Annotated in this window: 22 protein-coding genes and 2 pseudogenes; 9 read left to right on the plus strand and 15 right to left on the minus strand. The window is 71.9% G+C overall.

Annotated elements, in window-relative coordinates:
- The 9 genes from KGA66_RS18965 to KGA66_RS19005 form a co-directional block, all read right to left on the minus strand.
- Positions 1–818: nitronate monooxygenase (locus tag KGA66_RS18965; RefSeq protein ID WP_211469498.1), on the minus strand; the 818-nt coding region annotated here is incomplete at its 3' end.
- Positions 819–1,300: 482 nt separating this feature from the next.
- Positions 1,301–2,539, minus strand: coding sequence for a hypothetical protein (locus KGA66_RS18970; protein ID WP_211469499.1), 1,239 nt, complete (start codon positions 2,537–2,539; stop codon positions 1,301–1,303).
- Positions 2,536–3,987: a hypothetical protein gene (locus KGA66_RS18975; RefSeq protein WP_211469500.1), complete on the minus strand. Its 1,452-nt coding sequence runs from the start codon at positions 3,985–3,987 to the stop codon at positions 2,536–2,538. Before KGA66_RS18975 ends, KGA66_RS18970 begins: the two co-directional genes overlap by 4 nt.
- Before the next feature lie 44 nt (positions 3,988–4,031).
- Complete coding sequence (gene dapE, locus KGA66_RS18980) at positions 4,032–5,138, minus strand: succinyl-diaminopimelate desuccinylase (protein ID WP_211469501.1); 1,107 nt, start codon at positions 5,136–5,138, stop codon at positions 4,032–4,034.
- Positions 5,135–6,463: an MFS transporter gene (locus KGA66_RS18985; RefSeq protein WP_211469502.1), complete on the minus strand. Its 1,329-nt coding sequence runs from the start codon at positions 6,461–6,463 to the stop codon at positions 5,135–5,137. Before KGA66_RS18985 ends, dapE begins: the two co-directional genes overlap by 4 nt.
- A gap of 55 nt (positions 6,464–6,518) precedes the next feature.
- Entirely contained in the window at positions 6,519–7,217 is a 699-nt protein-coding gene (locus KGA66_RS18990) for an RraA family protein (RefSeq protein WP_211469503.1), read from the minus strand.
- Positions 7,214–9,586 (minus strand): aminotransferase class IV, encoded by a 2,373-nt coding sequence (locus KGA66_RS18995; protein ID WP_211469504.1) that lies wholly within the window; start codon positions 9,584–9,586, stop codon positions 7,214–7,216. Before KGA66_RS18995 ends, KGA66_RS18990 begins: the two co-directional genes overlap by 4 nt.
- Positions 9,583–10,341, minus strand: a complete 759-nt coding sequence (locus tag KGA66_RS19000) for an iron-containing redox enzyme family protein (RefSeq protein ID WP_211469505.1) — start codon at positions 10,339–10,341, stop codon at positions 9,583–9,585. Before KGA66_RS19000 ends, KGA66_RS18995 begins: the two co-directional genes overlap by 4 nt.
- A gap of 64 nt (positions 10,342–10,405) precedes the next feature.
- A complete protein-coding gene (locus KGA66_RS19005) occupies positions 10,406–11,395 on the minus strand; it encodes a hydroxymethylglutaryl-CoA lyase-like TIM-barrel protein (protein WP_211469506.1) in 990 nt (329 codons plus the stop codon).
- 513 nt (positions 11,396–11,908) lie between these two features.
- Between KGA66_RS19005 and KGA66_RS19010 the strand changes: the two genes are divergently transcribed.
- Positions 11,909–12,667: an iron-containing redox enzyme family protein gene (locus tag KGA66_RS19010; protein WP_211469507.1), complete on the plus strand. Its 759-nt coding sequence runs from the start codon at positions 11,909–11,911 to the stop codon at positions 12,665–12,667.
- Positions 12,668–12,898: 231 nt separating this feature from the next.
- Here KGA66_RS19010 and KGA66_RS32155 read toward each other — a convergent pair.
- Positions 12,899–13,189: pseudogene (locus KGA66_RS32155) on the minus strand (WD40 repeat domain-containing protein); the annotation flags it as partial.
- Between the two features lie 24 nt (positions 13,190–13,213).
- On the opposite strand from KGA66_RS32155, the gene KGA66_RS19025 reads away from it, so the two are divergent.
- From KGA66_RS19025 to KGA66_RS19045, 5 genes and pseudogenes are all read left to right on the plus strand, one after another.
- Positions 13,214–13,780 carry a hypothetical protein gene (locus KGA66_RS19025; RefSeq protein WP_211469509.1) on the plus strand — a complete coding sequence of 189 codons (567 nt, stop codon included), beginning with the start codon at positions 13,214–13,216 and terminating at the stop codon, positions 13,778–13,780.
- Positions 13,698–14,105, plus strand: a pseudogene (locus KGA66_RS19030) (gamma carbonic anhydrase family protein); the annotation flags it as partial. The gene KGA66_RS19025 and the pseudogene KGA66_RS19030, both read left to right, overlap by 83 nt.
- Before the next feature lie 161 nt (positions 14,106–14,266).
- Positions 14,267–14,629 carry an ArsR/SmtB family transcription factor gene (locus KGA66_RS19035; protein ID WP_211469511.1) on the plus strand — a complete coding sequence of 121 codons (363 nt, stop codon included), beginning with the start codon at positions 14,267–14,269 and terminating at the stop codon, positions 14,627–14,629.
- The gene (locus KGA66_RS19040) at positions 14,613–15,194 is read left to right on the plus strand and encodes an SRPBCC family protein (protein WP_211469512.1); all 582 of its coding nucleotides are present in this window, start codon (positions 14,613–14,615) and stop codon (positions 15,192–15,194) included. The genes KGA66_RS19035 and KGA66_RS19040 overlap by 17 nt, the downstream gene beginning before the upstream one ends.
- Positions 15,194–15,859 (plus strand): dihydrofolate reductase family protein, encoded by a 666-nt coding sequence (locus tag KGA66_RS19045; RefSeq protein ID WP_211469513.1) that lies wholly within the window; start codon positions 15,194–15,196, stop codon positions 15,857–15,859. The genes KGA66_RS19040 and KGA66_RS19045 overlap by 1 nt, the downstream gene beginning before the upstream one ends.
- On the opposite strand, the gene KGA66_RS19050 is transcribed toward KGA66_RS19045, so the two are convergent.
- Both KGA66_RS19050 and KGA66_RS19055 read right to left on the minus strand, forming a co-directional pair.
- Positions 15,815–16,240, minus strand: a complete 426-nt coding sequence (locus tag KGA66_RS19050) for a hypothetical protein (protein ID WP_211469514.1) — start codon at positions 16,238–16,240, stop codon at positions 15,815–15,817. The genes KGA66_RS19045 and KGA66_RS19050 overlap by 45 nt on opposite strands.
- Before the next feature lie 113 nt (positions 16,241–16,353).
- Complete coding sequence (locus KGA66_RS19055) at positions 16,354–16,974, minus strand: MerR family transcriptional regulator (protein ID WP_369015903.1); 621 nt, start codon at positions 16,972–16,974, stop codon at positions 16,354–16,356.
- 215 nt (positions 16,975–17,189) lie between these two features.
- Between KGA66_RS19055 and KGA66_RS19060 the strand changes: the two genes are divergently transcribed.
- On the plus strand, positions 17,190–17,612 hold the full coding sequence (locus KGA66_RS19060; protein ID WP_211469516.1) for a hypothetical protein: 423 nt from the start codon (positions 17,190–17,192) through the stop codon (positions 17,610–17,612).
- A gap of 57 nt (positions 17,613–17,669) precedes the next feature.
- On the opposite strand, the gene KGA66_RS31725 is transcribed toward KGA66_RS19060, so the two are convergent.
- The 3 genes from KGA66_RS31725 to KGA66_RS19075 all read right to left on the minus strand — a co-directional run bounded on the left by KGA66_RS31725 (position 17,670) and on the right by KGA66_RS19075 (position 19,484).
- Complete coding sequence (locus KGA66_RS31725; RefSeq protein ID WP_211469517.1) at positions 17,670–18,416, minus strand: DUF2249 domain-containing protein; 747 nt, start codon at positions 18,414–18,416, stop codon at positions 17,670–17,672.
- A 159-nt stretch (positions 18,417–18,575) separates the two neighbouring features.
- Positions 18,576–19,070, minus strand: coding sequence for a hemerythrin domain-containing protein (locus KGA66_RS19070; protein ID WP_211469518.1), 495 nt, complete (start codon positions 19,068–19,070; stop codon positions 18,576–18,578).
- A gap of 171 nt (positions 19,071–19,241) precedes the next feature.
- Positions 19,242–19,484 carry a DUF2249 domain-containing protein gene (locus tag KGA66_RS19075; protein ID WP_211469519.1) on the minus strand — a complete coding sequence of 81 codons (243 nt, stop codon included), beginning with the start codon at positions 19,482–19,484 and terminating at the stop codon, positions 19,242–19,244.
- A 76-nt stretch (positions 19,485–19,560) separates the two neighbouring features.
- On the opposite strand from KGA66_RS19075, the gene KGA66_RS19080 reads away from it, so the two are divergent.
- Together KGA66_RS19080 and KGA66_RS19085 are read left to right on the plus strand one after the other, a co-directional pair.
- Entirely contained in the window at positions 19,561–19,917 is a 357-nt protein-coding gene (locus tag KGA66_RS19080) for a metal-sulfur cluster assembly factor (RefSeq protein ID WP_211469520.1), read from the plus strand.
- Positions 19,914–21,185, plus strand: a complete 1,272-nt coding sequence (locus KGA66_RS19085) for a DUF8744 domain-containing protein (protein ID WP_211469521.1) — start codon at positions 19,914–19,916, stop codon at positions 21,183–21,185. The genes KGA66_RS19080 and KGA66_RS19085 overlap by 4 nt, the downstream gene beginning before the upstream one ends.
- Positions 21,186–21,407 lie beyond the last annotated feature (222 nt).

Raw genomic sequence — 21,407 nt, forward strand, 5'->3', positions numbered from 1 at the left:
GGCACTGGGCCGCGGTGGGCGGCGGCGAATCGGTTGGTCAGGCAGCGGGCTGGGCGGCCGGTGAACGCGGAGGTCACCGACGTGCCGGGAAACCCCGGGTCGATCAGGGCCGCCTTGTGCAGGGGGTGTGCGCCGGATTGGGGGGTGCGCAGGAACGCGGTGCCGAGTTGGGCCGCCAGGGCGCCGCAGGCGAGGGCGGCGGCGACTGCGTGTCCGTCGGCGATCCCTCCGGCGGCGATCAGCGGGACGTCGACGGCTTGGCGGACGAGCGTCGTGAGCGGGAGCAGACCGATCTGTGCCTGCTCGGCGGGAAGGGGGGTGAAGCCGCCGCGGTGGCCGCCGGCTTCCGGGCCCTGGACGCACAGGACGTCGGCGCCCGCACTCGCGGCGATCGCGGCCTCCTGCGCGCTGGTGACCGTGACGACGGCCTCGATGCCCGCCTCGTGCAGCCGCTCGATCACGGGCGCGGGCGGGCAGCCGAAGGTGAAACCCGCGACCGGCACCCGCTCGGTGATCAGCACACTGAGTTTCTGCTCGAACTCGTCGTCGTCGTGAGCGGGCGGCTGTGCGAGTTCGACGCCGTATCGCCGGGCTTCCGGCTCGAGTTCGGCGCGGTACCGTTCGAACGCGGCGATGTCGGTGTCCTGGGGACCGGGCACGAACAGGTTCACGCCGAACGGCGCGTCGGTCAGGGTCCGTAGTTCGGTGATCTCACGCCCCATGGCGTGCGCGCTCTTGTAACCGCCGGCGAGGAATCCCAGGCCGCCCGCGTCGCAGACCGCTGCGGCCAGCGCAGCGGTGGAGACACCGCCCGCCATCGGAGCCGCGACGATGGGGCACCGGATCCTGGCGAAGTGTCCTCGGTACACTGGAGCTCACTTTCCGGGCATGCGGAAATGGGCGTTCGGTGGTTGTGACACTGTGCGGGTATGCGGGTGGCACACACAGTGTATCAGGGGACTGTGCACCCTTGCGGCGGCGCGGACCGGCGCACTCGCACCTCGCGGTGGGCTTCTCCAGCGCGCCTGCGGCCACCGGGGCGCCGCTTGCGCGCCAGGGCTGTTCGCCGACGCCGCGGGCGACCTCCAGGCGCCCCGGCCGAACGGCACCACGCACGGCGGCGCCCCGGCCCGGAGTGCAGGTGACAGGACTCGAACGTCCGCACCCCGACCGGCGTGTCACCGAACCCGGTGAACGTAAGCGGTCAACGCACCAGCCGCGCGGTCCGGGCACCGACTTGGTCGCACTCCCACGATCGGGGCACTTCCCGGCACCTTTCCCGTATGCCGCTCCGACCTCCTCAGGGGGAGGTGTACAGCCCCTCGCGTTCCCAGCGGCGCAGCTCGGCGTAGTCGTTGTCTATCTCACCCGCGTTCTCGGCGGCGAGATAGACGAAGCCCGGCGAGTCCATGAGCGTGGTGGTGCGCTCCAGCCTCGCCCCCGTCGAGGCCGCGTGCGCCATGGCCGCGAAGCTCGGGAGCGCCTCCAGCCGCGCGGCCCAGTCCAGCGACCGCACCGTTCCCGGATAGTGGTTGACCAAAGCGACGTTGCGCACGGTCCGTGACCACGAAACCGACTCGTCGTCGAAATGGTCCAGGCACCTGGGGTCCGCGATGGTGTCGGCCAGCAGGCTCGTCTGCGAGACCCCCGAGTACTTCTCCACCACGGACGGCAGCGTCGCTCCGCCGAGCCTCGCCCCGCTCTCGATCAGCGCCGGCCCCGCGGCGGTGATCATGACCTCGGTGTGCGCGGCACTGGAGCGCACCCCGAGCGCGTCGAGCACCCGCCGGGTGAACCCCGAGAGCGCCCGGCCCTCCGGCGATCCGGCCTCGATCGGCACTTCGAAGTCGTAGACCGGGTTGCCGCCCGCACCGACGCCCTTGGTGTAACGCCAGATCTCCGCCACCCGGTGCCGCCCACCGCATGACACGCTATTGATATAGTACTCGACGCCGTGCAGACGTTCCTGGACCAGCACGCGCTGATTCGCCTGCCCGTACAGGTTGTCCGCGGTGAGCACCGCCGAGGCCGCCCGCGCCACCTCGGGCGCCGTCGCGCAGAAGTGCACATTGTCAGAGCCCGCGCTACTGGGCGGCTTGACCACCGCGTGCGTGAGGCCGCCGGCGGCGAACCAGCGCGCCGCCTCGTCCGCGTCCGTGAAGCTCCTGCCGCGCGGCACGCGGAGACCTGCCGCCGCGGCGACCTGCATCATCCGCACCTTGTCGCGCCGCGCGGCACTCGTCTCCGGGCGGTTCCCGGGCAGACCCAGCCGCGCCGCGAGCCGATCGGCCAGCAACACGCCGGACTCGGTGCCCGCGACCACCCGCTCCACTCCGATGCGCGCGAGCGTCGCGGCGGTCGCGCCGGGATCCGCCTCGGCCGGCAGGTTCTCCTCGAACTCACCGGGGTCGAACCCGCGCAGGAAGTACTCGGGCATGTCCGGCGAGCTGGCGACATGCACGCAGGACAGGCCGCGATCGCGTAACGCGCGCACGAGCGCGCGGCCGGTGGAATGGGCGTCTACGATCGCCACCTTCACGGCTGGGACTCCCTCTCCGCTGGTGAGCCGAGGTCCGGCGACGCGGCTGCCGCGCTGGGTCGCGGTTCGTTGAACACGCAGCCCACCTGCGCGCCCGAGGACATACTGATCACACCGACCTGCGGGTCGGCGCTCGCTCGCACGATGCAGCCCCCGTATCCGTCCGACCCGGTCACCTGCGGGTCGCCGACGAACACACCCCAGTTCAGGTACATCGTGCGCTCGGTGCCGACTTCGTCGCCGGGGAAGGTCTCGGCCAGCGGCCTGATGCGCCGCTGCAGGACGTACGGTCCGTCGACCGCCTCGGCGACGCGGGCGAGCCATTCCCCCGGCGGCACGGTCCAGCCGGCTACGATCCCGCAGCCGCCGTGCAGCAGGGTCGGTTTGAGGATCAGGTCGTGCTGCCGGGCCTTGGCGAAGCTTTCCAGGTCGCACACCGAGCCGTCCGGCTCGCACACGGTCGGGCGCACATGGCGTGTCCACGGCAGGAACCGATCGATGCACGCTCGCTCCGCGGCGTCGAACAGGTCGCGGTTGCGTTCGTCCGAGAGCAGGGCCAGCGCCCCCTTGTTGCCGTACAACTCCGCGTCGAGGCGGCTGAACATGCCCACGGTGCCGGCCTCCACCGCGCGCAGCACCGGTTCGAGGAGTTCGGCGTCCCGCGGCGCGACGATCTCCTCGACCAGGAAGAAGCGGAAGACGGCGTCCACGGGACGACCGTGCACCTCGAGCCGGCCGTTGCGCTCGGACAGGTGGCCGACGTGGCACGGCACCGCGTCGATCCCCATCCCGTCGAGCAGCGCGGCGAGCACACGCAGTCGCGGTTCGTACGTCCGGTAGCTCTCGGGCCAGTCGGCCAGCGCCACCGTCGGCCGGTCCGCGCCCAGGTGCTCCGCGCACTCCGCCCGCAGGGCGCTGACGATCGTCTCGAGGGTGTCGACGTATTCGAGCCCGTGTCGCTCGACGAACCGGGCCAGGCTCGGATGCCGGAGCATGGCGCGGTTTATCTCGGCGTTCTCGAAGCCGCCGAGCGCGCTGGTGATGTTCAGCTCAAGCAGCTTGAAGCCCTCGCGCTCGCGGTACAGATCCGAGCGCGCCAGGCGGACCAGCCGGGGGCCGGCGCTGCCGCGGCGCACGGTCTCCTGCTGCACCGGGTTCATGCCGACGCCCCGGGCCAGCGCGCCGGCGTCTGCGCCGAAGAGGCGTTCGGGCAAGCTGGTCAGCAGCCGGTGGATGGTGGCCAGGTCCGTGGCCAGAGCGGTGCGTTCGGCGGCGGACAGGAAGACGGGCACGGGCAGGAGGCGCCGATGGTAGCCGACCGCCAGCAGGTCGCTGGCCACCGCTTCTGCGGCCAGCTGTGCTGCGGGGACCGCGTCGCGTGCCAGCTGTGCGCGATAGGCGCGCCCGAGCGTGGAGCGCGTCAGGGTGATGGTCTGACCGGTATCCATGTCCTGACTCCTGTTGACGGCGTGTGCCCGGCCCCGGCGCCGGGTCAGGCGAGGAGGGTCCGCAACACGGACACGGCGCGTTCCAGGTCGGCGCGCGTGACCGTTTCGTCGGGGGTGTGGGCGAGTTCCGAGTCGCCCGGGCCGAAGTTGGCGGCGGGGACGCCGTGCTGCGCGAAGCGGCCCACGTCCGTCCAGCCGAGCTTCGGCCGCGGCGGGGCCGCGGCGGCCTTGAGCAGTTCTCCGGCCAGCGGGTGGCTCAGCGATGGCGCGGCCGGGGGCGAATCGAGCAGCACGCGTGCGCTGTCGGCCTCCGGAGCCAGGTCGAGCACGACACGCGTGGCCGCCGCGGAGTCGAGGCTCGGCGCGTGCCGGTAGTTGACCCGTACCGTGCAGGAATCCGGCACGACGTTGCCTTGCACGCCTCCGTCCACGCCGACCACGGACAGCGCTTGGCGGTAGTGCAGCCCGTCGATCACGACCGGCTCCGGGACGAAGTCGGCGATCCGGTGAAGTGCGGGTGCGGCGCGGTGCACCGCGTTGGTGCCGCGCCACGGCCGAGCCGTGTGCGCCCTGCGTCCCACGAAGCCGAGTTCGACGACCAAGTTGCCCTGGCAGCCCGCTTCCACCGTGCCGCCGGTGGGTTCCAGCAGCACCGCGAAGTCGCCGGCGACCAGTTCCCGGTGCCCGGCGAACAGCATGTTCATCCCGCTGCCGCGCGAGCCGGTCTCCTCCTTGTCGTAGAACACGAAGGTACAGTGCCGGTTCGCCGTGGCGGCCCGCTCCGCGAGCAGCAGCATCACGGCGAGACCCCCCTTCATGTCCACGGCACCGAGCCCCGCGACCGTGTCGGGGTCCGGCTCGGGCGGCGTGCGGCCCGGGAACTGCGGCACGGTGTCGAGGTGCCCGGCGAACACGATCCGTTCCGGCGAACGGCCGCGCGTCGAGCCCTCCGTGCGCGCGATCACGTTGTTCCCGATCCGGCGCACGACCAAGCCGGCCCCGCGGGTGCGCAGCCGTCGCTCGATCAGGTCCGCCAGGCGCTCCTCCCGGCCGCTGACCGACGCGACGGCCACCAGCGCGGCGGTCAGCGCCACCGGATCGCCGGCGCGAGCCAGCGTCTCCTCGACACCCGTTGCGCCGCGCGCGGTCACGAGACCACCGCGCCCGCGAACCACCGGGCGCGCGCGCCGAGAGCGAGCGGGACCGCGACCGCGGCCAGGATCAGCGCGCCGGCCCCGAAGACGCTCGGCGCGCCGGTCGCCGCCGCCAGGAACCCGGCCGCAGCGGCCCCCACCGGCATGGCGCCCCAGGCCACCAGGCGGTACACGCTGTTGACCCGGCCTTGCAGCCGGGGCGGGATCAGCGTCTGGCGCAGATGCACCACCACGACGTTCCACGTGACGTCCGCGCAGGCGGCCAGGGCCAGGGCCAGGCCGGCCACGAGCGCGGACCGCAGCAGCCAGATCCCCGCGTACCCGGCCGCGATGGCGAGCACCGCGAGCACGAGGGACCACTCGCCGCCGATGCGGCGGGTCAGCCCGGGAGAGACCTTGGCGGCCAGCACGGCGCCGAACGCCTGGCCGGCCAGCAGCACCCCGTATCCGGCGTCGCCGAGCCGCAGCGCCGCGTGCGCCTCGACGACGAGGACGGCCAGCGCGCCGGTCGTCACGAAGTTGATCAGCGCGGAAGCGGCGGACAGCGCGCGCAGCAGCCGGTGCCGCCACAGCCAGGCGAGGCCCGCGAAGACCTCGCGCCGCAGCGGCGGACGCGGTGCGGCGCCGAGGCCGGCCGACCGCGCCGGGGCGGCCGAGACGCGCAGTGTCGTCAGCAGCACGGCCGAGACGAGGAAGGTCGCGGCGTCCACCCCGAACGGCGCGGCCGCGGCGAGGGCGAACAGCGAAGCGCCTGCCAGCGGTCCGAGGAACTGGTTTCCGGTGACCTGCGCCGCCTGCTGTCTGCTGTTCGCGGCCACCAGCCCGGACGGCACGACGACGTGGGGTACCAGGATCTGCGAGGCGTTGCGGAAGAAGGTCTCGCCGAGCCCGACCAGGAAGAAGCACACGTACAGCAGGAACAGGCGGCCGAAACCGAACGCGACGCAGAGCGTGAGGGCGGCGAGCAGCGCGGCCCGCACCCAGTCGATCCGCGCCATGGCGCCGCGCAACTCGACCCGGTCCGCGATCACGCCGGCCGGAATGCCGAAGAGCGCGTACGGGACGGTCAGGGCGGCGGTCACGGCGGCGATCGACCGCGGGTCGGTGGTGAGGCGCGTCGCCAGCAGCGGCGCGGCGGTCAGCGCCATGCCGTCGCCCACCGCGGAGACCGAGGAAGCGAGCCAGAGCTTGGTGAAGCCGGGCCCGAGCCGGTCCGCGCGGCTTCCCGGCCGCCGCGCCGAAGTCTCCCCGGCGTGCGGCGGCTGTGTGCCGGCGGACCGCGCCGCCTCCTCCCGAGTCTCGCCCCGGGCGGTGCCACTCACCCGTCCGCCTCCCGGTGTGCCGCGGGCGCGCAGCCGCACGCGCACGGTCTCGCACTCATGCGACGGTGCTTCGCGCGACGCGCGCGGCCATGTTGTAACCGTGCTTGCCGCGCGCTTCGCGCAGCCCCGACCCGGCCCGTACCTCGGCGAGTACGCGCTCTTCCATCGCCGCGATCCGGGAGACCTGCTCGGCGACGTCGTCCACCGACCCGGCCGGGACCACTGTCACGCCGCTGCCGTCGGCGCAGACCACGTCCCCGGGGCGCACGGTCGTCGGCAACGCGTCACCGCCCACCTCAACCGGAACCTGCGTCGCGCTCATCCGTACCCTGTTCTTCCCCGAGCGCATGAACTCGCCGCGTGCCCACACCGAGTAACTCAGCTCTCTAATGCGATCGACATCCCGGCAGAGCCCGTCGATGACCGTACCCGCGACGCCGTGGGCCCGGGCGTACTCGGACAAGATGTCGCCCCAGACCGTGCACAGCGGCCCGTTGCCCGCCAGCAGGACCACGCAGCCGGGGGGAACCTCGTCGATATAGTCGGCCGCTGCCGCGCGGCCTTCGGGCGCCGGCTCGAACGCGACGGTGAACACGGGGCCGACCACGGTGCCCGAACCCGACACGCGCCTGGGCCCCCAGATCTGCCCGGCCTGGCCGATCAGGTCGAGCGCGTCGCTGACCGCCGACGTGCCGTGGGCGGCGAGCACCGCCAGCGCGGGCGCGAGCGGCGCCGGGTGCGCCGGTGCGTTCATGCCGTGCCCTCCTGCCTCGTCACGTACACGGCCAGCTTCTGGCCGCCCTGGAAGACGTTGACCTTCGCGCCGCGCGCCGCCTTCGAGCCGAAGCCGGCCAGGCGCCCCCCGAACAGATAGGCGTCCAGGCTGAAGGCCATCGGCGTGGTGGACTGCGCGCCGCTCGACAGTACCGGATAATACAGGGGGCTGATTCTTAGCTGTGCGGCGTGTCCGTGTGCGACCGCGCGGGCGACCGCGGCGCGCCAGGCCTCGGCGGGAACCGTGCCGCCGATGGTCACCCCGTCGCCGCGGATGTCGTAGGGCTCCTTGAGAACGTAAGCGGCCGGATTCTCCACCAGGTCCTCGGCCAGGGGCCGCACGCCGTCCGGGCCGACGGCGTCGTGCGCGACCCGGCGGGTCCACGGCAGCAGCGAGGCCGCCAGCGCCCGCTGGCCGTCGGTGAACAGGTCGGCGAACCGCGGCTCCTGCACGAACGCGAGGCAGAGCTTGTTCTCCGCGACATACCGCGCGCCGAACGGGTTCAGGTGCACCAGCGCGGTCTCGGCCAGCGCGAGCTGCCAGGCGGCGACGAAGTCCTCGTCCTCGGCCAGGGCGTTCCAGGCGACCGTGTTCACCTTGTTCCAGCACAGGTCGGCCGGCCGGCCGTCGAACGTGGCCCGCCCGCCGGTCACCTTCAGGCTGCGCGGATCGGCCACGAAGCAGTCCGTCCCGAGCGCGGTGAACTGCGCGGCCGTCTCGACGCTCTCCCGATTGGCCGCGCCTTCCGGCTGGAGGATGGCGATGCTCGCCGGGCAGCCCTCCTTGCCGGGCTGGCGCAGGGCCGTCTCGGCCGCGCCCCGGCGCAGCGCGTCCAGGAAGATCGAGTCCCCCCGATACGTGCCCTCGCCGAACTCGCCGAGAGCGCCCCAGGCGACATCGCGCACGACGCGGTGCACCGCGTCGTTGATCCGCGCGGTGAACAGCGTTCCCGCGGGGGCGTCGGCGTTGTTCTCCAGCAGGACGAGCCGCTGCGAGCCTTGCTCCACATATCCGTCGAGCCGGCACACCCACGGCGCGTCCGAGCCGGCGGGGTCGGCGGCGATCAGCCGCTCGGCAGCGGGCGGCAGAGCGAACCACTCGCGCACCTCGCGCCGCTCGCGGTAGAGCCGGACCACATCCCCGAGCAGTTCCACGTAGCCCGCCAGCCGCGGCCGCAGATCCTCCACGGCTTGCGGCTGCACCAGCAGCGGCAGCGGCGAGAAGGCGAAGTCGCGATTGCGGAACACCGGCGCCTCGGACAGGACGGCCGCGACACGCTGCGCCGTGGCCCGGGGCCGTGCCGTCAGCTTCGCGGCCACGCGCAGCGCCCCGGCCCAGTCGACGATGCCGGCCGCGGCGGCCGTTTCCCGCTGCGGTGTAGGCGTTTCCGCGGGATCGCGCGCGCTCCAGGCCACGGGGACGACCGGCGCTTCGCCGCGGGCCTGCCGGAAGTACTCGTCGACGAGCGCCGTGGTGACGGGGCAGGCCGGCCAGCCGCCACGCTCGAGGCCGTCGACCTCGCGCACCGGGCTGAACTCGGCGCCGGTGCCGCACAGGAAGACCTCGGAGGCGGCCAGGAGGCGCGCTTCGGTGACGGGCTCGGCCACGGCGCGAAGGCCCAGGTGCCCGGCCACCGCGAGCACCCAGGCGCGGGTGACGCCGGGCAGCACCGCGTCCCGGAGCGGCGGGGTCACCAGCATTCCGTCCTCGACCAGGAACAGCGTGGCGGTCGGCGCCTCGCAGATCAGGCCGTCCGCGTTGCGCAGCACGCACCCGTCGAAGCCGGCGGCCAGCGCGGCCCGCAGGGCGAGCCGCGGGCCGGCGTAGGCGGAGATGTTCTTGGCGCTGCTGGGAAACACGGCGTCGTCCGGGCGCCGGACATCGCTGACGGTCAGCCGCATCCCCGCCCCGGTCCGCAGCCACTTCTTGCGCCCGGACGGCGTGATGGAGACGGTGAGGACGGACTCGGACGCGTCGCCGATCCCGCCCGGGCTCTCGGCGCTCACCGCCGCGCGGACGTAGCAGTCCTCGGTGACGCCGTTGGCCTCGACCAGCCGGCGAATCGCCTCCGGGATGCCGTCGCCGGCCCCCGGGTCCAGCCCCATCGCGGCGCAGGAACCACGCAACCGATCGAGGTGCTGCGGCAGCAGCCAGGGCACGACCTCGGCGCCGGCCTGGTCGGCGTACAGACGGATGCCTTCGAACACTGAGATGCCGTACCGCAGCGCGATGCTGCCCATGGGAAGTACGGCTTCCTGCTCCGGGCACAGCCGGCCGCGATGCAGAGCCCAGCGGGTGCGTCCGGTATCGGCAGGCGTCGCCACCGATGCCTCGGTCACCTCGGTCATGAGCCCTGATAGCGGAACGCGGGCTCGGTGGAGTCGTACCCCTCGGCGAGGATCATGTCGAAGTGGCGATGCCTCAGCTCCAGCGAGGTGGCGAGGGCATCGACCGCCTCGGCCTGTAGCCGGTCCGTCGTGCAGTAGCGTCGCAGCAACTCCCGCGCCGCGGCCGCGTGTTCGTCCTCGAGGTCGCTCACGCCGTCGCTTTCCGCGCCGGCCGATGCGTGATGGACGAAGAACTCGTATCCGCTCTCCGGAAGGCCGTACACGTCACGCATGACCGACAGCATGGTGGCGCCGCTGTGCGAGACGATGGGCGGCTGTCCCTCCATCAGCAGCAGAACTCCCGCGACACCCGCGGTGAAGTGCCTCTGGCCGCTGTTGCAGATGCGGACGTTGTGGGCGACGACGGCGGCGGTCTCCGGCTCCAGCGGCGCATTCTCCAGCTGGTCGGGGGTCACGCCCACCGCGGCGCCGAAGGCGGCGAACGTGTCGAGATGACGTCCGGAGCCGGTGAGCGCGCCGGTCTCCTCCTCGTAGATGTTCTCGATCATCAGCCTACGCAGACGGTAGTCGTCGATGTGGGCGGTGACACCGAGGATGTTGCGCGTCCACTGGCTCTTGATCGGCCACCGGTGCAGGACGAAGCGCTGCAGGAGCCGCTCGGTCGCCTTGCCGGCCATGATGGTCTGGTACAGCGGGCTGGTCATCTTCATGCGCTCGCGGATCATCCGGTCGAGCACGGGCACGAAGTCGCTCAACGTCAAGGCTTCCCTTCGGGGCGGAGGTTGTGCGGATTCGGGATTCGGCCGTACCGGGCCGGTCTCACGGCGTAAGCGTTTCCTGCAGCCCGTACCGCAGCAGCCAGTCGTATCCGTGGTGCGCGGTCTGCTCCTTGAAGAGCCCGTACTGATCCAGGCTGAGATCCAGCAGCCCGGTGATCAGGGAGCTGGACCCGCCGTCGACCAGCATGCGGAGCCTGGCGCCGGCCGCCACCCGGTCCGTCATCAAGGGATCGAGCCGCACGTCGCTTCCGACCGTGACGGCCAAGTATCCGGCGATCAGCTCGATCGGCAGGTTGCCGCCGCCCTTGCCGATGCCGAGCAGCGAGCCGTCGAGGTAGCTCGCCCCGGCCTCCAGCGCGGCCCGGGCGTTGGCGAAGGCCAGGCCCAGGTTGTCGTGGGCGTGAAAGCCGATGCGGACCGGTTCGTCCTGCGACCGCGTCGCGGGGGAGGCCGGCACGGCTTGCACGGCCGCCGAGATCCGCGCGGCGACGTCTTCCGGGTAGAGGCTGCCGTTGGAGTCGGCGAGGTAGACGATCTGAGCTCCCGCGCGGGCGGCGTGCCCGGCCGCCGCGGCGATCTGTTCGGGGGAGAACCTGCTGACGTGGGTCAGGTTCACCGCCACGCACAGACCCTCTTCGCGGCCGGCCGCGATGTGCGATGCGGCGCTTTCCACGTTCAGCGAGGCGGCCAGGACACGGAGCATGCCGACGCCGCGCCGCGCCAGGCCCCGGATGAGTTGCGGACCGCCGTCGGACGGCCGGGCCATCACGACCAGCCTGGTGCGGTCGATCCCGGTCGCGAGTGCCTCCAGGTAGGCCGGCTCGCACCGTTTCGACGGATTCAAGGACTCGCCGGACGCGGTCCTGAGGTAGCCGACCTCGACGAAGGGAATCCCCGCGGCCTCCATCGTGCCGACGACGTCGGAGGCCTCCTGCACCGTCCACGCGTGGCCGTTGACATAACCGCCGTCGCGCAGCGTCACGTCCAGTAGCGTCGTCGGCCTCTTCGCGCCCAGGGTCGACTCGCGCACCCCATTCACTCCCCGTCCTCCTTGTCGAGGTCGCGCTTTCAGAGCACCTGCACGCAGGCGACGGATGGGTCGATTGGCGATCCGACCAGAATTGAGCTATCTCCCGTATCGGCGTCAACTCTACCCAAGGCGATCCGACTTTTCCAGAGCTCCAATCAGAGTGACGCGATACGGGACTCAGGTAAGGCATGAACATTCGATGGCTTAGTGCTCCCGGTGCGTCGAGCGCTCGCACAGGGGCGCGCGGGACCTGAGGGCAGCTTGTCAACTCAGGGGACACTGCCCAGATGAGACGGCTTCTCGCAGCGGACGCGGGTCTTGTCAGGGCTCGCAGTCGCTGGTAGACCTAGGCCGTGTTTGAGAAGTAGCGTCGGGGCCGCGACGCAGGATATTCAATGTCATCTGCCGCCCGCCTACCGAATTCCAGGGTGGCCGCGGCCGATGTTCCGGGGCCCGCTCAAAGGCAATCCCTGGTGTATGCACCCGATTCCATCAACCCGTAAAGGAGTAGCCATGTCCGGTGAATTCGTCGCGGACCTCGAAGGAATGATTCGCGCCAGAGCCAAGACGACGAGCCCGCTCTACCAGACGATCCTCGCCGGGAAGGCGACGCAGCGGCTGCTGCGCACCTTCGTCGAGCAGAGGTGGCCGATCAAGAGCTGGTGGACGCGCAATCTGACCGGCGTGGCCAGCCGCGTCGAGGACATCGCCCTGCGCCGCTCACTGATCGAGAACGCTTACGAGGAGGAGTTCGGCGCGCTGTCGCACTCCAAGCGGCACGTCGAGACCTTCGAGGACTTCGGACGCTCGGTGGGGGTCGATCCGCGGACGCTGGCGACTGCGGCGCAGTTCCCGGAGACTGTCGCGGTCGTCGAGCACAACAAGAGCGCTTGCAACGACAGCCACGTCCACTTCACCGCCGGGACCGCGTCGGTGCTGTTGCTGATGGAGGGCCAGCCGCCGATCGCCGACGAGCAGGGCCGCAGCATGATGGCGGTCATGCGCGACACCTACGAGCTGCCGGAGTGGGGCTACGAGTTCTTCAAGCACCATGCCTCCACCGGGGCCGAGGGAGACGGGGTGAGCGAACTTGAGGACGAGCACACCGAGCCGCTGCGGGAACTGCTCACCCGCTACTGCGACACGCCGCAGTTGCAGGACCAGGCGAGGGCGTCGCTGCAGACCGCGATCGAACTGCGGCATGCGCACTTCGATGCGATCCTGCGCGAGGCCTACGACCCCGCTGAACCCGTCTTCCACTACGCGGGCTGATCCTGCTCGGGGCGCGGCGCGCGGTCGCAGGGCGGAATCCGGCCCGGCCGGGCGCACTCTAAGGACGATCACCGCGGTGCCGTCCAGATTCCCGACGACCAGGGTGCGCGGGTCGCCCGGGGCGAAGGCGGCCGCTTCGATCGGACCGCGGCCCGAGACCGACTGCGCGGCCGGGCCGCCGCCCAATCCGGCCGTGTTCCACAGCCGCAGCGTGCCGTCGTCGCCACCGGTGGCCAGCAGCGTTCCGTCCGCGTTGAAGGAGAGCGCGTCGACCGCCGCCGGGCTGGGTGCCACGCGTCCGGCGGGCGTCCACGAGTTCGCGTCGCGCTCCCACAGTTCGACGGTCCCGTCGGCGTGCCCCGCGGCGATTCGCCGCCCGTCCGGACTCGTCGCGACCGCGTAGGCGGGGGTCGAATGCGACGCTCCCGGCAACGCGGCCGGGCCCCCGCCCGTCGGGCCGACGGGCATCACGCAGACGGTGCCGTCCTGGTCCGCGGTCGCGGCATAGGAGCCCTTTGACATGGCTGCGACGGCGTTGAGGCCCCCGTGTCCCACCTCGATCCGCTGCGCGGGACCGCCGCTCTGGGTGCTCAGCAGGCTGCTGACCGACTTCGAGGTCTGCGATACCGCGAAGGCGTCGACGGCCAGCAGCGCGGCGGCCGCCGGGTCGGTGCCGCGCTGCGCGTCGGCCACGGCCGCGATCTCCTGGGATTCGCCCTGGTCGCGTTGCTGGGCCAGCTGGCGGCTCACCTCGTCGGCCTGGTCCCGCTTGTGGACCGCGTACACGGCGAAGCCGAGGGCTGCGACGGCGAGCACCACGATCGCGGCCAGCGCGCCGATCAGGTTGGTCACCGTACGGCGCTGCTGCGCGGAGCGCCGGGCGGTGCCTTCGTCGAGGAACAGCTCGAGCTGCGGCGTGAACAGCTCGCGGTGCTGCTTCTTGAGTTCCTGCGCGACCTGCAGGTCGCGCTCGCCCGGAAGCAGCGCGGCGTCCCGATCCGCCTGCCAGGCCTCAGCGCCGTCCAGGAGCCGCTGCCGTGCCGGTCACCCCGCCGTGATCGGCGACGCGGTGTTGGTCGGCCCGCACGCGCACGTCAACGGCGCGGTGGTTGACGATGAGTCGTTTCTCGCGACCGGAACCGCGCTGTTCCCCGGGGCGGTCGTGGGCACGCGCTGCGAATTGCGCATCAACAGCGTGCTGCACGTGAACTCGGTGCTGCCGCCCGACACCGTCGTGCCGATCGGCTGGATCGCGGCCGGAAACCCGGCGCGGTTGTTCTCACCGGACCGGCACGAGGAACTGTGGCGGGCGCAGCGCGAACTCGATTTCCCCGGCACCGTGTACGGCGTCGCGCGGGACGCGCCGATGCGCGCGATCATGGCTCGGCAGGTTGACTTCTATGGTGCGCACCGCGACAACCGCGTCGTCGACGGGTGATCGAGAGCAACCGAGGGCGATCGGTTCTCGGCCCGAGACGGTGGCGGGGACCGTGGCCGGTCGCCTTCGTCCGTGACCGGACGGCCTGGCCGCCGAGCCGAGCCGCATCGTCGCCGGACGACCGGACTTGACGCATGCCGATATGGGCATATGATTGCGCCATGGCACGAGCGGCGACGACCTCGGACGCGTTCAACGCGATCGCCGCCCCGCAGCGGCGGGAGATCCTGGTGCTGCTGCGGGGCGGCGAGCGGCCGGTGACCGACCTGGCACGGGACCTGGGGATGACCCAGCCGCAGGCGTCCAAACACCTGCGGGTCCTGCGGGAGGTCGGGCTCGTGCGGGTCCGCGGAGCGGGTAAGCAACGCCTCTACGGCCTGGACGCCCACGGGCTGCGCCCGGTCCGGGAGTGGGTGGGCGGCTTCGAGCGGTTCTGGAACGAGAGCTTCGACCGGCTGGACGAGTACGTGCACGAGTTGAAGCAGGCAAGGCAGGAGGCATCACACGATGGCGACGACCAGTAGCGGCGGCGAGGCCGCGCACGCGACCGCGGACCGCGAGATCGTGATCTCCCGGGTGATCGGTGCCCCGCGGGAGCTGGTGTTCGAGGCGTTCACGGGCGTACGGCACCTGTCGCGATGGTGGGGACCGGAGGGCTTCACCACCACGACGCGGTCCTTCGAGTTCCGTGTCGGCGGGCAGTGGGACTTCGTGATGCACGGGCCGGACGGGACCGACTACCAGGAGTGGATCACCTGGCGGGAGATCGTCGCGCCGGAGCGGATCGCGCTGCTGCACGGCGAGTCCCGCGACGACCCGAACGCCTTCGAGTCGTGGCTGACCTTCGAGCCGGCCGGCGCGCAGACCCGGATCGTGATGCACACGGTGTTCCGCACCAGGGAACTGCGTGACGAAGCCGTGGAGAAGTACCACGCCATCGAGGGCGGCGAGCAGACGCTGCGCAACCTGGCGGAATACGTCGCGCAGATCGCCGAGCGGTCCGCGGGCGGCGGTCCGGCGAGCGCCGGCGGGACCACGACCGGGCACGAGAGCGGGCAGCAAAGCGGGCAGGAAGGGACGGTGCGCTGATGGCCGGCAAAGTGTTCTTCAGCGTGACGATGTCACTGGACGGCTTCGTGGCGCCCGACGCCGTGCCCGTCGCATACGTGTTCTCGCCCGAAGGCCGGAACGACCCGAGGGTCCAGCGCTGGATGACGAAGTGGTCCCAGCTGCAGGGATGGGTGTTCCCGCAGCGCTGGTTCCGGGAGAATCTCAAGCTCGGCGAGGGTGGCGAGGAAGGAATCGACAACGACATCGCACGGGCGACGTACGAGCGCACCGGCGCGAGCGTCATGGGCAAGCGCATGTTCGACGGCGGCGAGGCGGCATGGCCGCAGGATGCGCCGTTCCACACCCCGGTGTTCGTCCTCACCCACACCGAGCGCGACCCGTGGGAGCGGCCGGGCGGCACCACCTTCCACTTCGTCAACGACGGCATCGAGAGCGCGCTGCTGCGGGCCCGCGAGGCCGCCGGTGACCGCGACGTGCGCATCGCCGGCGGCGCCGAGACGATCCAGGAGTACCTGGACGGCGGCCTGATCGACGAGTTCACGGTTACGCTCGCGCCCGTGCTGTTCGGCGCCGGCATCCGCCTGTTCGACCGCGTCGACCCCGACCGTCTCGCACTGAACCAGACCCGCACGGACGCATCACCCCGGGTGACCCACGTGACCTACACCGTCGTGAAACGCTGATTCGTCCACGACGGCGCAGCGCACGGGAAACCGCGCTCGCAGCGTTTTTCGACACCAAATACTTCGCGACTCGGGGGGTCGGGACAGCTGCGCGCCGAGTGCGGCCATCGCGGCGGCCAGCCCGGCAGCCCAGCCGGGTTTCTGCGGCAGCCGGGTCAACAACTCAGCCTGCCGGGTCAGAATGCGGCCGAGCCGCAGCAAGACGGCGATGTCCCACGCGTTGAACGCGCGCTCCTGCTCGTCGAACAGCGCCAATCCCAGGTGCACCGCGTCGCCTGCGCCCTCTGTGCACAGCACCGAATGGAATCCGCTCTGGTACAGGTACTGCTCCAGGTACAGCCGGTTCTCGTCGGTCAGGTACGGGCGCGTCTCGTCGAGCACTGCCGTGCAGCCGGCGGCGGTCGTGCCCTGTCGGCGGTCGTGCCCTGTCGGCGCGCCCTCCGGATTGATCCTGTCTGCGCCTGCCGGCTCGCCCGTGTGCGGCGAGCGTTCGGTCAGGTGCCGTGCCGCAGGGCGGACTCGTGTTCCTGGGCCATCCTGCGCAGCGCGAGCAGGGCCGGCTCCAGCAGGACCGTCAGCAGCACGGCCCGTTCGGCCCGCTCGACCAGGTCGTCCGTGTCCCTGAGCTGGTCGAGATCCAGCACGGCGGTCTGCCGGGCGAGTTGCGCGTACGGGATCAGGGTGCGCCAGTCGAAGTCCGCGCCGAGCGAGCGCAGCGACTCCAGGGTCTCGGCGATGACGCGCCGGGCGGGGGCGTACTCGGAGATCTGCCATCCCATGTGGGCCACCAGCGCGTTCACGTCGGGCGCGCCGGGCCCGTCGTCGCTCCGCACGGCCTCGCCCACCGGCCGGGCGCCCAGTACGAGACCGAGCACCTGATGGATGTCGGCCTCGTACTCGCAGACCGCGTTCAGTACCTCCCTCGTGGCGTTCACCGTCAGCCCCCGCACGCCGATCAGGGCCCGGATAAGCCGCAGGCGTCGCAGGTGCGCCTCGCTGTACTCGGCCTGGGTGGCGGCCGTGGCACGACCCGCAGGCAGCAGCCCCTCGCGCAGGTAGAACTTTATGGTCGCGCTCGGTACCCCGCTTCGCCGGCTCAACTCGGAGATTCGCAATTGGTCCCGTCCTTGACTGGCCGCCGGCTGCTGCCGGTGTCTCGCTCCTGTTGCCGGCGCTGCCCGCCCGGTGGCTGGTGACACTCGCCGCGCATGAGGGCGAGTGTGTCAGCCGGTCCCGGGGTGGTGGCGCCTTCTGCCTTGCGCGAGCAATTAGATACTGGCACTATCCAATATGGATAGTATCACTCACCAATGATGAAGGCGGATACCCGGTGCCGACTCTTGCCTGGACGATTCCGAACCCGGCCGCGCCGAACACGCAGGCGTACGTCATGGCCTCGCGCTTCGAGGTGCGCTCCCGAAAGGACGTGCCGCGCTTCTTCCTCAAGGCGCTCTCGGCGTGGCGGCAGGTGCGATCCGCGCCGGGCGCGTTGGGCGCCTCGCTGATCGCCGAGCCGCTGAAGCGGACCTTCTTCACGCTCTCCGCGTGGGAGGGACGCGACGCCCTCTACGCGTTCGCCCGGACTGAGCCGCATCGCGGCATCATGACCGGCTTGCGTTCCACCATGCGGGACTCGACGTTCACCTTCTGGGAGGTGCCGGTGGAGGAGCTGCCGCTCGCCTGGGAAAGCGCCAGGCAGCACCTCGCCGAGCAGGCGCGACTGGACGCCGGCAAGGGCGCTGCCAGCCGCTGACCCAGGCGAGCGAGCGGGCGCCACGGGCGGCCTTCGCGCTCTGCGTGCCCGCGACGGTCACCGGGCTGGTGCCGTGGCTCGGCCGATGGAAACCTGCCACCGTTCGGGGCCGGATTCGAGGTACCGCCAGGTGACGGCGCCGGGGTAGGTGGCCTGCAGTTCGCGGCGCAGCGGCTTCGGGTCGTGGTTGTTGACAAGGGTGAACGCCTCTCCGGGCGCGAGGCGCGCGAAACGGGCGAAGACGCGCGGGTGGCGCTGGCCGCGCGAGATGGCGCGCACGTCGAGGACCGCGGGGGTCTGTACGGTGCCGCCGTCGAGCAGGGTCTCAAGGTCCGCGGCCAAGGCGGGCAGGTCCACGCCGGGAAGCGCGGCCAGCGCGGGCAGCAGGACGGTGCGCTCGATCGCGAGGTGGGCGGCGAACACCGCGTCGATCGACTCGGCCAGCGAGGTCACGGTCGGCGGCTCGTCGGCGTTGGGCAGCGCGTCGAGGTGGCGGCGCAGCACCGCGGCGCTGGTGCGCAAGGCGCGGATCAGCAGGCGGGTCTCGGGCGCGTCGGCGGCGGCTGCGTACAGCGTCTGGTCGCAGGCGTCCAGGTAACGGCGCAGCGGTCCGTCGCAGAGCCGCGCGAGGGCTTCCTGGGCCCGCTCACGGGCCTCGGGGCCGAGTTTCAACTCGGTGAGCAGCGCGACCTTGGGCCGCAGCGCCCCGGTCAGCGACCGCTGGGCGCGCCGCACGGTGCTGGCGGCCTGGACAGCGGGGTCCGCCTCGCTCCCCTCGATGTAGACCTCGGACGTGATCGTCACAGTGTTCTCCCTTCGTGCGAGCGAGTCCGCAGCAATTTCTACGATATTGAGTAGTAGAAACTATAGGGCCCGGTGCGCGGCGCGGAAAGGGTGGCCGCGTGCGCTGCGCTGCGGTGCGGGCGGGCGGCGATCGGGCCGTGACGCTCGGGCCGTGACGATCTAACGCTCAGCGCGGGCGGGTTCGCCGAGCCGGGGCCGCGCCTTCACGCACACCCACCCGTCGGGCAGCTTCGCGGAGGCCAGGAAGGAGCGCAGCCGGTCGGCCGCCGCCGCGGGCAGCTCGTCGGCTCGCGGGTAGAGGATCTTCTCCTCTTTCATGTTGTGGTGCAGCAGCTGCACGGTCAGTTGCCTGGTGAGCGCCGCCGCGCTTTCACCACCGGTGGCGTTGGCTGCGGCGTGTTCCAGCGAGTCGAGCGTGTCCCAGATCTGCGCGTGCTCGCGCAGCATGACGAACACCGGGGGCGCCAGCGCCGGTTCGGCTTCGGCCAGCAGCGGGAAGAGGAACTCCTCCTCCAGGTAGATGTGGCGGCGCAGCGCGCCGAGGGCCCGCATCAGCGGCTGTCGGTCACCGGGCGCGGCGGCGAAGGCCGCGATGCCGGCGTCGATTTCGTGGTGCTCGTGTTCGAGGGCTCTCGCCAGCAGGTCGGTGTGCATGTCCGCCTCGTATCGTCGCGATTCTGCGGCCGGGCGCGTGTCGGCCGCGGCCGGGTCGTGCGCGACCCGCGCCGCGGCGTCGCGCGCCTGGTCATGGCGGCGGACTCATCAGGGAATCCGCGGTGGCCCGCCGCCGAGCAGGGCGTTCGCCGGCGCGGGCCGAAAGCCGTCTTACGCGGCCGCGGTGCGCCCGATGCGCACCTTCCACACCTCGGGGCCGGACTCGAGGTAGTCCCAGCTGAACTCGCCGGCGTGCTCGGCGGCGAACTGGTAGTACAGCGGCTTCGGATCGTGGTCGTTGACCAGCACGAAGTCCTCGCCCGCGGCGAGCGCCCCGTACGTGTCGAAGATCAACTTGTGCCGGTTGGCCGGAGCTTCGGTGCGCACGTCGAGTTCGGTGGTGGCTGCGGACATCGCTGTCGCCTTCCTGTCGGAGCGGATGTGAACCGTCGGACTTGTTTCTACAACCAAATCTAGTGAAAATGCAAGGGTGACGAAGGACGCGAGGACGAACGGGCCGACCGTGGCCGCACCGCCCGACGGGCCGGTGACGGCGGATCTGGTCAGGCTGCTGCTGCACGACGTGATCGACCCCGAGCTCGGGGTGAACATCGTGGACCTGGGGCTGATCTACGACCTGTCCGCGGATGACGCCGGGGTGCTGATCCGCATGACGCTGACCACGCCGGGCTGCCCGCTCGGCGGCTATCTCGACGACGAGGTCCGCCGGGCCCTGGCGCAGCTGCCGGGGCGGCCGCCGGTGCGGGTCGAGCTGGTCTGGGATCCGCCGTGGGGCCCTGAGCTGATGACGGACGCGGCGAAGCGCGCGCTGGGCTGGTTCCGGTGACCGGCGGCGCCGACCCGGCGGCCGGGGTGCCCGGCGCGAAGCTCGCGGCACCGCAGGCGCAGAGAACCGGCACGCCGGCCAGCGCGGAGCCGGCGGGCCGCGGCGCGCGGACGAGCGATGCGCCGACGCCGCCCGCGCGGGCCCCGCTCACGCCGCTCGTGTCGCTCTCACCCGCCGCGCCGCGCCGCCCGAGCGGCTCGGGCCGCTCCCGCTTCGCCGCTCCCGCACTCGCCTTCGGCCTCGTCGCGCTGCTGGCCGGGCTGCAGCGCCTCGGCCTGCCGGTGCCCTCTGGCCGTCCCAGCCTGCCGGAGTTGCACGGGGTGCTGATGCCGCTGGGTTTCCTCGGCACCCTGATCGCCGCGGAACGGGCGGTCGCGCTGGGGCGTGGCTGGGCGTGGCTGGCTCCCGCCTTCAGCGGCGTGGGCTCGCTCTGGCTGATCGCCGGGCTGCCGTCCGGCGTGGGCCGCGAACTGGTCGCGCTGGGCGGCTTCGCGCTGCTGGCGGTGTTCGCGCGACTGCACCGCATCCAGCCGTCCACGCACAACCTGGTGATGGCGGCCGGCGCGGCGTGCTGGTGCGTGGCGGGAACGCTGTGGGTGGGGCGCTGGGACCTGGCCGCGCTGGTGCCCTGGCTGGCCGGTTTCCTGGTGCTGACCATCGCGGGTGAGCGGCTGGAGCTCTCCCGGCTGGTGGCGCTCACCCGGCGCGGCCGGGCGCTGTTCCTGGCCGCGGTCGCGCTGTTCCTCGCCGGGCTGGCGCTCTCGCTGCCGCAGCCGGAGGCCGGGGTGCGCACGGCGGGCGCCGGCCTGCTTGCCCTGAGCGCGTGGCTGGCCTCGCACGACATCGCGCGGCGCACCATCCGGATGCCCGGGGTGACCCGGTTCATGGCGACCGGCCTGGCGGCCGGCTATCTCTGGCTCGCGGTGGCCGGCGGGCTGTGGCTGGCGATCGGCCGACTGTCGGACGGGCCCGGCTACGACGCGATGCTGCACGCGGTCTTCCTCGGCTTCGTCTTCTCGATGGTGTTCGCGCACGCGCCGGTGATCGTGCCCGCCGTGCTGCGCGTCCGGTTGCCGTTCCACCGCGCCGCGTACGGGCCGCTGGCGCTGCTGCACGCTTCGCTCGCGCTGCGGCTGATCGGCGGCGACGCCGCGGGCAGCACGGCGGCCTGGCAGGCCGGGGGAGTCCTGAACGAGGTGGCCATCCTCGGGTTCCTCGCCACGATGGCGACCGTCGCGGTGCGCGCGCGGCGCCGATCCGGTGGCTGAGGGCGGAGCCGGTCGCGGATACCCGACGCCTCGTCCAGGTTTTCACTTACAAAGATCATGAAAAATGGGTCGACTGGTCCACGCGCGCGAGCGCTCGCTGTGAAACCATCCGGATGAGCGGGCGGACTGCGCAGCGGGCGAGCAATCTCGGCTCGCTCGGCGCGCGGCCAGGCCGGGAGTCGACAGCGCCGCCGCCTCGTGCGGGCGCCGGTCGCGCCCGTG

Source organism: Actinocrinis puniceicyclus (genome assembly GCF_018283645.1).
GTDB classification, from domain to species: domain Bacteria; phylum Actinomycetota; class Actinomycetes; order Streptomycetales; family Catenulisporaceae; genus Actinocrinis; species Actinocrinis puniceicyclus.

Excerpts from the sequence above, each read along its gene's own strand:
- KGA66_RS19070 (WP_211469518.1), bottom strand. The coding sequence starts at position 19,070 with ATGCACACCGACCTGCTGGCGAGAGCCCTCGAACACGAGCACCACGAA.
- KGA66_RS19010 (WP_211469507.1), top strand. The coding sequence starts at position 11,909 with ATGTCCGGTGAATTCGTCGCGGACCTCGAAGGAATGATTCGCGCCAGA.
- KGA66_RS18995 (WP_211469504.1), bottom strand. The coding sequence starts at position 9,586 with ATGACCGAGGTGACCGAGGCATCGGTGGCGACGCCTGCCGATACCGGA.
- KGA66_RS19035 (WP_211469511.1), top strand. The coding sequence starts at position 14,267 with ATGGCACGAGCGGCGACGACCTCGGACGCGTTCAACGCGATCGCCGCC.
- KGA66_RS19075 (WP_211469519.1), bottom strand. The coding sequence starts at position 19,484 with ATGTCCGCAGCCACCACCGAACTCGACGTGCGCACCGAAGCTCCGGCC.
- KGA66_RS18990 (WP_211469503.1), bottom strand. The coding sequence starts at position 7,217 with ATGAACGCACCGGCGCACCCGGCGCCGCTCGCGCCCGCGCTGGCGGTG.
- KGA66_RS19040 (WP_211469512.1), top strand. The coding sequence starts at position 14,613 with ATGGCGACGACCAGTAGCGGCGGCGAGGCCGCGCACGCGACCGCGGAC.
- KGA66_RS18975 (WP_211469500.1), bottom strand. The coding sequence starts at position 3,987 with ATGGATACCGGTCAGACCATCACCCTGACGCGCTCCACGCTCGGGCGC.
- KGA66_RS19045 (WP_211469513.1), top strand. The coding sequence starts at position 15,194 with ATGGCCGGCAAAGTGTTCTTCAGCGTGACGATGTCACTGGACGGCTTC.